This window comes from Bradyrhizobium genomosp. III, assembly GCF_000261705.1.
GTDB classification, from domain to species: Bacteria; Pseudomonadota; Alphaproteobacteria; order Rhizobiales; family Xanthobacteraceae; genus Bradyrhizobium; species Bradyrhizobium ottawaense.
This window is the reverse complement of the sequence record NZ_AJQF01000364.1, coordinates 1-12,885: the sequence shown is the minus strand read 5'-3', so window position 1 is coordinate 12,885 and position 12,885 is coordinate 1. Positions and strand designations below refer to the sequence as shown.

Here is a 12,885-nt window from a genome sequence, read left to right as displayed (position 1 = left end):
GGTGGGCAAAGGCGCACTTGCGCCGTGCCCACCATTCGTCCAGCACTGCGACAGAAGTCGTGGGCACGCTTCGCTTTGCCCACCCTACGATACTGTTGGACATGGAGAGACCTTCACCCACCTGATCGGGTGCTCCGCCGCTACCGCCGCCCGTCCTTCTTCATCTTCGTGAACCGCACGCTCTGGCCGTCCGGCATCCGCACTGCCTTGAACCCGGCAGCAAGGCAGGCTTCGCGTTGCGGCATCTGGATGTCGGGGCTGCGCAGGCTGTCCCACCATGAGGCCCGATTGGCCGCGCGCGGCAGGGCCGCGCCGATGATCTCTTCGATCTGTTCGAAGCTCAGGACGAATTCGGCCTGCTTCTGCCGCAGCAGATAGTCGCGCAACGCGTCGTAGTCGTTCACAATTGTCCTCTCGTCCGAACCCCAACCTGCTCAAATGAGCCCGCTCACATCCGGGCTGCCCAAAACCGTGAGCGGCGTAAACCGATTCTTAACTCACTACGGCAGCGCTGTTCCACCTTAAACACTACTCAAGATTTCGGGCGCATCCACTATGGGGATCGGGAGCAAGCGATGCTGTCTGGATGGCGCGAAGTCATGGCCCGCCGGCCGTGGCGGATTTCGGCGAAGCTGCTGATCATCTCGTCCGTGGTGACGGTGATCGGCTTTTCCGCCATTTGCGTCAACGTCATGCTCGACATGCGCCGGGGCGAGGAGGCGCTTGCCCGCCAGACGCTGGAGAACCTCGCGACCACCATCCAGTCCGACGTCAGCCGCAACGTCGAGATCTACGACCTGGCGCTGAAGGCGGTCGCCAGCAACATGCTGCTGCCCGAGCTCGCGACCGTGTCGAAGCCGATCCGTCACCTGATCCTGTTCGATCATGCGACGACGGCGAGGCATTTCGGCGCCATCCAGGTGTTCGACGCCGAGGGCAGGCTGGCCATCGACGCTTCCACGCTCGATCCCCTCCCCGAGAACCGGAGCGAGGAGGAGTATTTCAGGGTTCACCGCGACAATCCGGACGTCGGGCTGTTCATCAGCCGCCCGATGCTGTTCCGCGGCGCCTACGCGATCGTGCTGAGCCGTCGCATCAGCGATACCGACGGCGGCTTCCTCGGCGTCGTCGCCGGCTCGATCCGCTTCAGCTATTTCCACGAATTGTTCGAGCGGCTGAATCTCGATCCTGAAGACACCATCACCGTGCTCAGGCGTGACCGCACCATCATGATGCGGCGGCCGTTCGATCTCGACATCATCGGCACCAATTTGAACGACCGCCGGACGTGGAAGGCCGACAATCTCCCGGTCGGCACCGCCTATTCGGGAAAGGGCCCGGTCGATCCGACGCCGCGGCTCTATGTCCGCAGCGCCGACAACGGGCCGCTGTTCGTGGTGGCGGGCAAGCCGCTGACCGCGGTTTTCGCGCTCTGGCAGAAGGAGGCGTATCGCATCGGCGCCGTGGTGCTGGCGCTCGCGCTGTTCGTGCTGGGATCGACGCTGGTGCTCGCGCGCGAGATCGGCCGCCGCGCCGAGGCCGAGCGCAAGCTCGAGGAGATGGCGACGACCGACGCGCTCACCGGCCTGAAGAACCGCCGCAAGTTCGATACCGTCATCGACGTCGAATGGCGGCGCGCAATGCGGCAGAAGGCGCCGGTCGCGCTGTTGATGATCGATGCCGATCACTTCAAGGCCTACAACGACACGTTCGGCCATCAGGCCGGCGACCAGGTGCTGGTCGGCATCGCCATCTGCATTTCCGATTCGGTGAGCCGGGCCGGCGACTGCGCCGCGCGCTATGGCGGCGAGGAATTCGCGGTGCTGCTCCCCAACACCTCTGCGACCGACGCCTTCAAGGTCGCCGAGACGATCCGCCTCAAGGTGCAGGGCTGGTCTGACGACGAGGTGATGTTGACGGTCTCCTGCGGCGTCGCCAGCCTCGTTCCCACCGCCGGCATGGACTGGGCGATCCTGGTCGCCGCCGCCGACAAGGCGCTCTATGCGGCGAAGGCGGGCGGACGCAATCAGTCCGTGGTTGCGAGCCTGCCGAAGCTGTCGCTGGTGGCGTGAGTGTTGTAAGCGGAGCCGCGCGCCACATCCCCGGTGTCGTCCCGGCGAAGGCCGGGACCCAAGCCACAGGGAAGAGTTTGGCGAAGACTCGCAGTTCGGTACTGCTACCGACTGCAATCGATGAATCACGCGGTATGGGTCCCGGCCTTCGCCGGGACGACACCGAGAGTGTAGCGACTACTGCCCCAGATACTTCTTCATCTCCGCGATCAGCCCGTCCCGCAGCTCCGGGCGCTTCAGGCCGTAGGCGATGTTGGCGCGGAGGAAGCCGGGCTTGGAGCCGCAATCATGGCGCTCGCCCTCGAACTCGACGCCGTAGAACTTCTGCGACTTGGCAAGGCCGATCATGGCGTCGGTGAGCTGGATCTCGCCGCCGGCGCCGCGCTCCTGTGTCTCGAGGATCTTGAAGATCTCAGGCTGCAGGATGTAGCGGCCGGTGATCGAGAGATTGGAGGGCGCGGTGCCCTTGGCCGGCTTCTCGACCATGCCGTCGACCTCGAACATCTTGCCGTTGCGCTTGCCGACGCCGCAGATGCCGTATTGATGGGTGAGATGGTCGGGCACCGCCTCGACCGCGACCAGGTTGGATTTCTCGCCGAGCGTCGACGCCGTCTCGATCATTTGCTTGAGGCAGCCGGGCGAGTTGAGCACGAGCTCGTCGGGCAGCACGACGGCGAACGGCTCGTTGCCGACGATGTCGCGCGCGCACCAGACCGCGTGACCGAGGCCGAGCGGCGCCTGCTGGCGGGTGAAGCTGACGGCGCCGGCTTCAGGCTGGTTCTGCGCCAAAATCTCCTGCTCGGCCTTCTTGCCGCGCTGGCTGAGCGTCGCATCGAGCTCGAACATCCGGTCGAAGTGATCTTCGATGACATTCTTGTTGCGGCCGGTGACGAAGATGAAGTGCTCGATGCCGGCCTCCCTCGCCTCGTCATAGACGTACTGGATCAGCGGCTTGTCGACGATGGTCAGCATTTCCTTCGGCATCGCCTTGGTGGCGGGCAGGACACGGGTGCCGAGGCCGGCGACGGGGAATACGGCTTTGCGAATTTTCATGTGATTGATCGAATACCTGGGGGCACATGGGAACGGCGGAACGGAGCAATGGCATCTTGCTAGCCTGTTTGCAGCCGCCAACAAAGGCGGATGTGGGGCCTCACCCGCGCAGAGTTAAGAAAAAGGCCGCCACCAAAATTTCACGTTTGTTAAGCTATTGGCAACGGTAACCGGGCCTCCTGATGGCAGATTTTTGGAAGGCCGATGGGTGGGACATGATGCAATTGGTGGCAGGGCAGGCAAGACGGGCAGGATCCGTGACCGGCGCGGCGATGATCGCGGCCGCTCTGCTGCTGCCCGTCAGCGCGCACGCCCAGGCGCAGAACGGCCTGTCCAATCTGTTCGGCGGCATCTTCTCGGGCCCCAACGCTGCGCCCTCGCAACCTGCGCCCGGTCCCGGCGGCGCTCTCCCCTGGAGCGGTGAGGACGGGGCTTCCGGCCATCCGCTGATGACGGCCGCGGCGATCCGCGAGGCCGCCGGCAATTTCAGCAATTGCGTTGCCGCGATGTGGCCCGATGCCGCACGGCGCAACATCACCCAGGAAAACTTCCAGCGCTTCACGGCCGGGCTCTCACCCGATCTGCGCATCATGGACCTGATGGACTCGCAGCCGGAGTTCACAAAATCGATCTGGGACTATCTCGACATCCTCGTGAACGACAACCGCCTCGCCAAGGGCCGCGAGATCCTCGCCAAGTACAAGGCGCAGTTCGACGCCACCGAAAAGGCCACTGGCGTCGACCGCTTCATCATCGCCTCGATCTGGGGCATCGAGTCCAATTACTCGACGCAGATGGGCGATCGCAGCGTGCTGCAATCGACCGCGACGCTCGCCTGCATCGGCCGCCGCCAGGCCTATTTCAAGGACGAGTTCCTCTCCGCGCTGGAGATCCTCAACCGCGGCGACCTCAGGCCGGAGCAGATGCGCGGCTCCTGGGCCGGCGCGTTCGGCCCGACCCAGTTCATGCCGACCGCGTTCAAGCGCTTTGCTGTCGACGGCGATGGCGACGGGCGGCGCGACGTCGTCGACAATCCGACCGACCTGATCGCATCGACCGCCAACAACCTGAAGAAGGACGGCTGGCAGGCCAGTCAGACCTGGGGCTTTGAGGTCGTGGTGCCCCAGGGGTTCAACTACATGCTGGCCGACCGCGCCAAGGCGATGACGATCGCGCAATGGGAGAAGCTCGGGCTGAAGCGGGCGACGGGCCAGCCGTTCCCGCATCCGGCGGAGAAAGCCTATCTGCTGGCCCCCGCCGGCGCGCAGGGGCCCGGCTTCCTGATGCTGCAGAATTACCGCGTCATCATGAAATACAACCCGGCCGAGGCCTATGCGCTGGCGATCGGCCATTTCGCCGACCGCCTGCGCGGAGGGCAGCCCTTCGTGCAGCCCTGGCCGCGGCAGGAGCGCGAGCTGTCGCGCACCGAGCGGCTGGAGCTGCAGCAGCTGCTGGCCCAGCGCGGCTTCTACAAGGGCACCCCGGACGGCCAGTTCGGCGGCCAGACCCGGGAAGCCCTGCGCAATTTCCAGGCCTCGATCGGAGTGCCCGCGGACGGTTTTGCCTCCTCGGACGCACTGGAACGGCTGCGCGGACGGTAAAATCGCGCCGAAAGTAACCCTGAACGGGGATTTTGGCAGGCAGCCTTGACGTAGGCGGCTGTTCCCCGGTGTATGGGTTCAAGAATCTGCAACGGAATTTGCCCGTTTGGCGCCTGATTCCGTTATTATATTGAGCTACCTCCGATCCCCATTGCGTTGGCCCGAGATCGCATGTCGAAGCCGAAGTCCCTGTTCAAGGCGCTGACCGAGACCGGCCCGTTGATCGCGCTGGGGACGGCGCTTGCGATTCTGGTCTCGGTCGCAGGGCCTGCCTCGGCGCAGTTCTTCAACTTCCCCGGCTTCGGCGGCCCGCCGCAGCGTTCGGCTCCGCCACCACAACGGGGCGGTGGCGGTGGCGGCGGCTGGTTCGGCGGCGACTTCTTCGCGCCGTTCCAGCAGCAACAGCCGCAGGCGCCACGCCAGGATTTTTCGCGCGCGCCGGCGCCAGCCAAGCGCGACACCATCCCTGAGAAGAACGTGCTGGTGATCGGCGACGCCATGGCCGACTGGCTCGCCTATGGCCTGGAAGACGCCTACACCGAGCAGCCCGACATGGGCGTGATCCGCAAGCACAAGACCACGTCAGGCCTGATCAAGTACCAGCCGCGCGGCGAGCCCGCGGATTGGACGACTGCCGCAAGGGGCATCCTCGAGACCGAAAAGCCCGACGTGATCGTCGTCATGCTGGGCCTCAACGACCGCAGCGCGATCCGCGAGCCCGTCGCCGACAAGACGGACAAGGCCGCCGCAGACAAGGACAAGAAGAACGACAAGGGCGCGCGCGCCAAACAGCCAGCGAAGCCGGGGGACGCCAAGCCCGGCAACGACACCGCCGCCAAGCCCGACGACAAGCCTGCCGATGCTGATCTGCCGCAGGACGACGCCGACAATGCCGATGCGCCGGCGGCCGCGCCCGAAAAGACGGCCCGCAATCCGAACGGCCTCTACGAATTCCGCGACGACCGCTGGGTCGAGCTCTACGGCAAGAAGATCGAGGAGCTCGCTAACGTCCTCAAGACGAAGGGCGTGCCGGTGCTGTGGGTCGGCCTTCCCGCCATCCGCGGGCAGAAGGGCACGGCGGACATGCTGTTCCTGGATTCGCTCTATCGCGAAGGCGCGGCCAAGGCCGGCATTACCTATGTCGACGTCTGGGACGGGTTTGTCGACGAGGCCGGTCGCTTCCTTCAGAAGGGTCCGGACTTCGAAGGCCAGATCCGTCAGCTCCGCAGCTCTGACGGCGTCTTCTTCACAAAGCCGGGCGCGCGCAAGCTCGCGCATTACGTCGAGCGCGAGATCACGCGCCTGCTGGCAGGACGCTCCGGCCCGATCGCGCTGCCGAGCGAGCCGGCGACGCCCGACACCAGCGCCGAGCCCGGCAAACCCGCACCGCGGCCGCTGGCGGGGCCGATCGTGCCGCTGGTTGCGGCCTCGATCTCGACCGATCAATTGCTGGGCGGCCCGGGCTCGCGTCCCGCCGCCGTCGATGCGCTGGCTGCGAAGACGATGGTGAAGGGCGAGCCGCTGGCCGCTCCAGCCGGCCGGGCCGACGATTATGCCTGGCCGCGCCGCGAAGTCGGCCGCGAGCAGGCCAAGGGCGATACGCCGATGGCCGCGACAACGCCCGACGGCGGCGCGCCTTCCGCATCGCCGGGCGCAGCCGCGGCGATCGCGCCGCCAAAGCTCGCGCCGAAGAAGCCGCCGGTGGTGCAGCAGCCGGCACAGGCCCAGCCGTCGTTCCGCGATTTCTTCGGCTTCGGCTCTCCGCAGCCGGCGCCAGCACCGCGTCAACTGGCGCCTGCGCCGCGCAACCCAAATCCGAACGCCAATCCAGGGATTCCGCGTCCGCCCGGCAGCGTCGGGCGCTCGGCGGAGATGTTCCGGTAGTTCCCGGAGTTGCTCTTCCCGGAGTTGCTCGCGTGTCCCGGACGGGCAGCAGCGTGTAATGCTGCTGCTCAGAGCCGGGACCCAGCTTGAGCGGCGCTTACAAAAGAACGAGCCCCGGCTCAGCAATGCGGCTTTGCCGGACGATGCTACGCATCGCCTAGGCCGCATTGCGTCCGGGGCACGAGAGTTCGGGCGTTAGTTACGGGACTTGGTCACAAATCCTAATAGCGCCAGCGCGTCGGCGGACGGCGTGCAGGTCGCGACATCAGAAGCGCGAGCGCGAAACCGATGCCGCCGGCGACCAGCAGCGCGCCGAGCGGATTGTCCTGCACCTTCTTCGACAATGCCTGCGTACCATCGCGAAGAGTCTCGCCGCTGTTGTCGTAGGCGTCCTTGGCGTAGTCTGCCGCAGTCTCGCCGGCCTCGCGTACGGCATCCTTGGCCTGGCCGTAGAGATTCTGCACCGTGCCCGCGGCTTCCCGCGCCTTGCCCGATGCCTGCGTCTTCGCATCGCCTGCCATGTCTCCGACCGCGCCTTCCGCGCGTCCGGCATATTCCTTGGCCGATCCAACAATCCGATCCGTGTCCATGATGATCCTCCTCGGTGGTCAGCCGAAGTAACCGATCAGGCGCGGCGCAGTTCCAAATCATGACGAAAGTGTAGAAGGCGTAGTGCGCAGCCCGGATAAGCCAACGGATCGGCGCGAAGCGCCGTCCCGATGACAGGCTCCGCGACATCCGGGACTTTGCTTACACCGTTCCCGGGTATCGCTGCGCTCACCCCATCTACAGGATCAGCCCGCCATCGACGACCAGCGTCTGTCCGACGATGTAGGACGATAGCGGCGAGGCCAGGAACAGGGCCGCACCCGCCATGTCGGCCGGCGTTCCCAGGCGCCGCAGCGGAATGCGTGATAGTGCGCCTTCGAGCCGCTTGGGATTGTCGGTCGTCACCTTCGTCATCTTGGTGTCGACGAGTCCCGGCGCGATGCCGTTGACACGGATGCCATCCTCGGCCCAGGCCTCGCCCAACGTCCGCGTCAATCCGACTGCACCGGTCTTCGAGGCGTTATAGGCGGGATTGCCCATGGTGGAATGATAGGCCGCGGTCGAGGACACCATGATCAGCGACCCCTTCGCATCCCGCAGCATGGAATGAAATCGCGTGGCGCAGGCCATCAGGCTCATCAAATTGACCTCGACCACCTTGCGAAAGCCGATCATCTCGAATTCGCCGCGGCGATAGAGCACGGCGCCCTGCGCCAGCACGAGCACGTCGAGCCGTTCGAAGGACGGCTTGAATGCCTCGATCGCACTGGGGTTGCTGACGTCGAGCTGCGCGTAAGACAGACCCGTGAGATCAGAACCTTCCTCGATCGAATAATCCTTTGGCTGCGCACGCGTGCCGCAAACCGCGACATGCGCGCCCCTCGTGCGAAACGCTTGCGCGATGCCGTTGCCGATCCCGCTGGAACCGCCGACCACCAGCACCTGCCTGCCTGAGAAATCGAGCTCGTTCGCCATCGCGGCCTCCCCTCTTGTCTTGCTTGTTTGACCTGTCTGCGGATCGATGCCAGCCTTGTCAATCATAACAAGAACAAGCAGGGCGCGAGGAAACAGCATGTCCGAGTTCAAACGGCTCAGCCGGTCCGTAAAGGGCCTGACCGTTCTCGTCACCGGCGCAGCCAGCGGCATGGGGCGCGCCACCGCCTACGTGTTCGCCGCGGAGGGCGCGAACGTTGCCGTCACCGACTATGATGAGCAAGGCGCGCTCGCCGTCGCGAAGGAGATCGCCGCGAGCGGCGGTTCGGCAAAAGCCTGGAAGCTCGACGTCGCCGATGGCACCGAGATCAAGCGCGTGGTGAATGATGTCGCGGCACATTTCGGCGGGCTCGATATCGTCGTCAACAATGCCGGCATCTCCGTGCGCGTCGCGATCGACGACGAGGCCTATGAGGACGCCTGGGCAAAGGGCATCGCCGTGATGCTGACGGCGCATCCGCGCATCATCCGCGCGGCACTGCCTTACCTGCGCAAATCGAAGAGCCCGCGCATCGTCAACATCGCCTCGACCGAGGCCCTCGGCGCCACCGCATTGCATAGCCCCTATTCGGCGGCGAAGGGCGGCGTGGCGAGCCTCACGCGCTCGCTTGCCGTCGAGCTCGGCCGCGAGGGCATCACCGTCAACTGCATCTGCCCGGGTCCGATCCGCACCGCAATCACCGACCGCATCTCGGAGGAGCACAAGACGATCTACGCCAAGCGCCGCACCGCACTCGGCCGCTACGGCGATCCCGAGGAGGTCGCGCATATGACGCTGAGCCTGTGCCTGCCGGCGGCGTCCTTCCTCACCGGCGCGGTGATCCCGGTCGACGGCGGTCTGATGGCGCGCAACGCGTGAGAGCCATGCGCGCCGAGCGTTGACAACGGCGAGTGCGAGAGTAGCTTTTTCGCCGACAGAGCGGGGCCAACCGCTCGCACATGCGGGAGAAAACGCCATGACGATCGCCATCCGGCAGCTTCAGAAGCATTTTGTCGGCGAGGTTTCCGGCCTCGATTTGCGAAAGCCTCTGACCGAGGTCGAGGCGCGCGAGGTCGAGGCCGCCATGGACAAATACGCGGTGCTGGTTTTCCACGACCAGGACATCACCGACGAGCAGCAGATGGCCTTTGCGCTGAACTTTGGTCAGCGTGAGGATGCGCGTGGCGGCAACATTACCAAGGCCAGCGAACACCGCCTCAACTCGGGCCTGAACGACGTCTCCAACCTCGGCAAGGACGGCAAGCCGCTGCCGAAAGACAGCCGCGCCAATCTGTTCAACCTCGGCAATTGCCTGTGGCACTCCGACAGCTCGTTCCGGCCCATCCCTGCAAAATTCTCGCTGCTGTCGGCGCGGGTCGTGAACCCGAAGGGCGGCAACACCGAATTCGCCGACATGCGCGCCGCCTATGACGCGCTCGACGACGACACCAAGGCGGAGATCGACGATCTCATCTGCGAGCACTCGCTGATGTATTCGCGGGGATCGCTCGGCTTCACCGAATACACCGAGGATGAGAAGGAGATGTTCAAGCCGGTGCTGCAAAGGCTGGTGCGGACGCATCCCGTGCATCGCCGCAAGTCGCTGTATCTGTCATCGCATGCCGGCAAGATCGTCGGCATGAGCGTGCCCGAGGGCCGCCTGTTGCTGCGCGATCTCAACGAGCACGCAACGCAAGGAGAGTACGTCTACGTCCACAAATGGAAGCTGCACGACCTCGTGATGTGGGACAACCGCCAGACCATGCACCGCGTTCGCCGCTACGACCAGTCGCAACCTCGCGACATGCGCCGCGCGACGGTGGCGGGGACGGAGCCGACGGTGCAGCAGCAGGCGGCGGAGTGAGTGGCATTGGAGTAGCCACAAATTCGGCCGTCGTCCCGGACAAGCGTAGCAAAGCGAAGCGCAGATCCGGGACCCATAACCACAGGCAGTGGTTTGACGAAGACTCGGAGTTAAGTTCCCACGCTCTAATTCCGGCCTGGGGTTATGGGTCCCGGATCTGCGCTTCGCTCTGGACAACGCTACGCGTTGCCAGAAGCTCCGCTTGTCCGGGACGACACGGGAGGTTGTTGCAACAGCTACTAGCCAGCTACGCGTGCCCGGCCTCGTTCGAGAGCATGCCGGGGTCGATGCCGATCTTGCGCAGGGCGCGTCCGTACTTGTCGTCGACGTCGTCTCCGAAGATCAGATCCGCATCCGCATCGCAATGCAGCCAGCCGTTGCTCTGGATCTCGGTCTCGAGCTGGCCCGGCGCCCAGCCGGCATAGCCGAGCGCGAGGATGGCGTGCTTGGGGCCGGAGCCGTTGGCGATCGCGCGCAGGATGTCGACGGTCGCCGTGAGGCAGACGCCGTCGTCGATCCGCAACGTCGCGTTTTCGATATAGAAGTCGCTGGAATGCAGCACGAAGCCGCGCCCCGTGTCGACCGGGCCGCCGCGCAGCACCTTCATGCTTTCGGCGTTCTCCGGCAGCTTGATGTGCTCGCCCTTCTTGATGATGCCGAGCTGCTGCAAGAGTTCGGGGAAGTCGATGCTGCCAGCCGGGTGGTTCACGATGATGCCCATCGCTCCCTCCGCCGAATGGGCGCAGAGATAGATCACCGAGCGTTCGAAGCGGGAATCGCCCATCACCGGCATCGCGATCAAGAGCCGGCCGTCGAGATAACCGGCCGAATTAGGGAGCACGGGTCCCGCGCTGCGGGTGCTTTCGCCCGTCCTCTTGCCTGTGGGAGCCATCGGTTAAGCACTCCGGTTTCAATTCCTATCCTGATGTCGGGCCGGGCCGCTGTCAAATCAAGGCTTGCAGAGACTTGATTCAAGTGCATCCATCACAAGCAATTCAATGGTTTGCCTCAGGGCGACCCTGTAAAGACGTGCCATGCTCACAAGAGTTCCCCTACGTGCGGCGATTGGCGTCGCGACAACCCTGTTTGCGTCGTCGCTGGCCATCGTAGCCCGGGCCGATGACGCCTCGCCGTGGCAGCGCGACGGACATTCCGCGGTGCGGCTATTGGCGGGATCGCGCAGCGGCGCCGTCCTGCTCGGCGGTATCGCCATCCAGCTCCAGCAGGGGTGGAAGACCTATTGGCGCTCCCCCGGCGATTCCGGTGTCCCGCCGCGGTTCGATTTTTCCAAGTCGGACAATGTCGAGGCGGTGACGGTGATGTGGCCTGCGCCGCTGAAATTCAACGACGGCGCCGGCGGCCATTCGATCGGCTATCACAACCAGATCGTGCTGCCCCTGCGCATCGTCGCCAAGGCGGCCGACAAGCCCGTGACCCTGCGCGCAGAGATCAATTACGCGGTGTGCGAAAAACTCTGCATTCCGGTCGAGGCCAGCGCCGAGCTCGGCTTCAACAGCGTGGCCTCGACCGAGGATGCCAATCTACGTGCGGCCCTCGACACCGTGCCGAAGCCCGCCAATATCGGCGATCCCAATCCACTCACCATCCGCGACGTCAAGCGCGACGGCGCCACCAAGGTGACGGTCGACGTGGTCACGCCGGATGCGCGCGACGTCAATCTGTTCGTGGAAGGTCCGACGCCCGACTGGGCGCTGCCGATTCCGGCTCCGGTCGAGCAGAGCCCGCCAGGGGTGAAGCGATTTTCGTTCGAGCTCGACGGCCTGCCGCCTGGCGCCAAGCCGGAGGGCGCGGCGTTGAAATTCACGCTGGTCGGGCCGGACAAGGCGTACGAGTTCAATACGAATTTGGAGTGAGTACCGGTTAGCGCGAGGAAGTTGCACGGCTCGCGCCCCACTTTCAGCTGTCGTCCCGGACAAGCGCGCCTCAGCGCGCGCCGATCCGGGACCCATGGCCACAGGCGTGGTTTGGCGAAGACTCGGAGTGACCAGCTCGCCCACAACTTCTTCTCGGGGTTATGGGTCCCGGATCTTCGCTTCGCTCGTCCGGGACGACACCGAGTATGGAACGCCACCCAACCGAATCTTAACGAATGGTTGCTAAGCCCCAGGGCCACCGCAGCAAGCCTGCGTCATGCGGTAGCCTGGGGACTTTAATTGGCCGTGATGGATGCAGAACCTGCAACGACCGGACCGGCCGGGCTGATCGCGCGGCTGCGGGCCAGGCTGACGGGCGGCCCGAGCGAGGCATCGCTGACGCGGCGGCTGGCCGGCACCATCTTCATCATCCGGGTCATCAGCGCGGGCCTTGCCTATTTTTCGCAGGTCCTGCTCGCGCGCTGGATGGGCACCTCCGACTACGGCATCTACGTGTATGTCTGGACCTGGGTGCTGCTGCTCGGCAGCATGATGGATTTCGGCATCTCGGCCTCGGCGCAGAAAATCATTCCGGAGTATCGCACCAGCGGCGAGCAGGCGCTGCTGCGCGGCTTTCTCTCCGGCAGCCGCTGGCTGACCTTCGCGGTGTCCACGCTGGTCTCGCTCGCTCTTGCCGGCATCGTCAGGCTGCTGTCGCCCTGGATCGACCCGGCCGAGGAGCTGCCACTCTATATCGGCTGCATGACGCTGCCCGCCTTCGTCGTCGCCAACACCCAGGACGGCATCGCGCGCTCGCATGACTGGATGCAACTCGGCCTGATGCCGCAATTCATCATCCGCCAGGGGCTGATCATCGGCATCACGGCCATCGCCTTCCTGCTCGGCTACCATCTCGGCGCCGTCGCCGCGATGATTGCGAGCGCCGGCGCAGTGTGGATCGCGATGACCGGGCAGATGGTGGTGCTGAACCGCAAGCTCGCCGGCCATATCGCGC

The 12,885-nt window shown here is 65.0% G+C and carries 12 protein-coding genes; 7 read left to right on the top strand and 5 right to left on the bottom strand.

Annotated features, from left to right (window positions below; all coding sequences use genetic code 11):
• Positions 1 to 140: 140 nt before the first annotated feature.
• On the bottom strand, positions 141 to 404 hold the full coding sequence (locus IC66_RS0129485) for a DUF7662 domain-containing protein (RefSeq protein WP_026202061.1): 264 nt from the start codon (positions 402 to 404) through the stop codon (positions 141 to 143).
• Positions 405 to 575: 171 nt separating this feature from the next.
• Here IC66_RS0129485 and IC66_RS0129480 point away from each other — a divergent pair, with 171 nt between their 5' ends.
• Complete coding sequence (locus IC66_RS0129480) at positions 576 to 2,072, top strand: sensor domain-containing diguanylate cyclase (RefSeq protein ID WP_028142045.1); 1,497 nt, start codon at positions 576 to 578, stop codon at positions 2,070 to 2,072.
• 177 nt (positions 2,073 to 2,249) lie between these two features.
• Here the strand turns inward: IC66_RS0129480 and galU are convergent, their stop codons facing one another.
• Complete coding sequence (gene galU / locus IC66_RS0129475) at positions 2,250 to 3,125, bottom strand: UTP--glucose-1-phosphate uridylyltransferase GalU (RefSeq protein ID WP_028142046.1); 876 nt, start codon at positions 3,123 to 3,125, stop codon at positions 2,250 to 2,252.
• A gap of 215 nt (positions 3,126 to 3,340) precedes the next feature.
• On the opposite strand from galU, the gene IC66_RS0129470 reads away from it, so the two are divergent.
• Together IC66_RS0129470 and IC66_RS0129465 are read left to right on the top strand one after the other, a co-directional pair.
• Positions 3,341 to 4,726: a lytic murein transglycosylase gene (locus tag IC66_RS0129470; protein ID WP_174719467.1), complete on the top strand. Its 1,386-nt coding sequence runs from the start codon at positions 3,341 to 3,343 to the stop codon at positions 4,724 to 4,726.
• A 171-nt stretch (positions 4,727 to 4,897) separates the two neighbouring features.
• The gene (locus IC66_RS0129465; protein WP_038950069.1) at positions 4,898 to 6,610 is read left to right on the top strand and encodes an SGNH/GDSL hydrolase family protein; all 1,713 of its coding nucleotides are present in this window, start codon (positions 4,898 to 4,900) and stop codon (positions 6,608 to 6,610) included.
• A 221-nt stretch (positions 6,611 to 6,831) separates the two neighbouring features.
• On the opposite strand, the gene IC66_RS0129460 is transcribed toward IC66_RS0129465, so the two are convergent.
• Positions 6,832 to 7,200, bottom strand: coding sequence for a CsbD family protein (locus IC66_RS0129460; protein ID WP_028142049.1), 369 nt, complete (start codon positions 7,198 to 7,200; stop codon positions 6,832 to 6,834).
• Between the two features lie 196 nt (positions 7,201 to 7,396).
• On the bottom strand, positions 7,397 to 8,134 hold the full coding sequence (locus tag IC66_RS0129455; RefSeq protein ID WP_038950068.1) for an SDR family NAD(P)-dependent oxidoreductase: 738 nt from the start codon (positions 8,132 to 8,134) through the stop codon (positions 7,397 to 7,399).
• Positions 8,135 to 8,231: 97 nt separating this feature from the next.
• On the opposite strand from IC66_RS0129455, the gene IC66_RS0129450 reads away from it, so the two are divergent.
• Together IC66_RS0129450 and IC66_RS0129445 are read left to right on the top strand one after the other, a co-directional pair.
• Positions 8,232 to 9,011, top strand: a complete 780-nt coding sequence (locus IC66_RS0129450) for an SDR family NAD(P)-dependent oxidoreductase (protein ID WP_028142051.1) — start codon at positions 8,232 to 8,234, stop codon at positions 9,009 to 9,011.
• Between the two features lie 97 nt (positions 9,012 to 9,108).
• The gene (locus tag IC66_RS0129445) at positions 9,109 to 9,996 is read left to right on the top strand and encodes a TauD/TfdA dioxygenase family protein (RefSeq protein ID WP_028142052.1); all 888 of its coding nucleotides are present in this window, start codon (positions 9,109 to 9,111) and stop codon (positions 9,994 to 9,996) included.
• Between the two features lie 247 nt (positions 9,997 to 10,243).
• Here the strand turns inward: IC66_RS0129445 and IC66_RS0129440 are convergent, their stop codons facing one another.
• Complete coding sequence (locus tag IC66_RS0129440) at positions 10,244 to 10,888, bottom strand: YqgE/AlgH family protein (protein ID WP_028142053.1); 645 nt, start codon at positions 10,886 to 10,888, stop codon at positions 10,244 to 10,246.
• Between the two features lie 142 nt (positions 10,889 to 11,030).
• Between IC66_RS0129440 and IC66_RS0129435 the strand changes: the two genes are divergently transcribed.
• On the top strand, positions 11,031 to 11,870 hold the full coding sequence (locus tag IC66_RS0129435; RefSeq protein WP_038950067.1) for a protein-disulfide reductase DsbD domain-containing protein: 840 nt from the start codon (positions 11,031 to 11,033) through the stop codon (positions 11,868 to 11,870).
• 300 nt (positions 11,871 to 12,170) lie between these two features.
• Positions 12,171 to 12,885, top strand: a 715-nt coding sequence (locus IC66_RS0129430; protein WP_162131347.1) for a lipopolysaccharide biosynthesis protein, incomplete at its 3' end; no start/stop codon positions are given.

Bases quoted from the DNA above. Each gene is read 5' to 3' on its own strand.
- IC66_RS0129435 (WP_038950067.1), top strand. From the start codon at position 11,031: ATGCTCACAAGAGTTCCCCTACGTGCGGCGATTGGCGTCGCGACAACC.
- IC66_RS0129445 (WP_028142052.1), top strand. From the start codon at position 9,109: ATGACGATCGCCATCCGGCAGCTTCAGAAGCATTTTGTCGGCGAGGTT.
- galU (WP_028142046.1), bottom strand. From the start codon at position 3,125: ATGAAAATTCGCAAAGCCGTATTCCCCGTCGCCGGCCTCGGCACCCGT.
- IC66_RS0129440 (WP_028142053.1), bottom strand. From the start codon at position 10,888: ATGGCTCCCACAGGCAAGAGGACGGGCGAAAGCACCCGCAGCGCGGGA.
- IC66_RS0129480 (WP_028142045.1), top strand. From the start codon at position 576: ATGCTGTCTGGATGGCGCGAAGTCATGGCCCGCCGGCCGTGGCGGATT.
- IC66_RS0129450 (WP_028142051.1), top strand. From the start codon at position 8,232: ATGTCCGAGTTCAAACGGCTCAGCCGGTCCGTAAAGGGCCTGACCGTT.
- IC66_RS0129455 (WP_038950068.1), bottom strand. From the start codon at position 8,134: ATGGCGAACGAGCTCGATTTCTCAGGCAGGCAGGTGCTGGTGGTCGGC.
- IC66_RS0129460 (WP_028142049.1), bottom strand. From the start codon at position 7,200: ATGGACACGGATCGGATTGTTGGATCGGCCAAGGAATATGCCGGACGC.
- IC66_RS0129470 (WP_174719467.1), top strand. From the start codon at position 3,341: ATGATGCAATTGGTGGCAGGGCAGGCAAGACGGGCAGGATCCGTGACC.
- IC66_RS0129465 (WP_038950069.1), top strand. From the start codon at position 4,898: ATGTCGAAGCCGAAGTCCCTGTTCAAGGCGCTGACCGAGACCGGCCCG.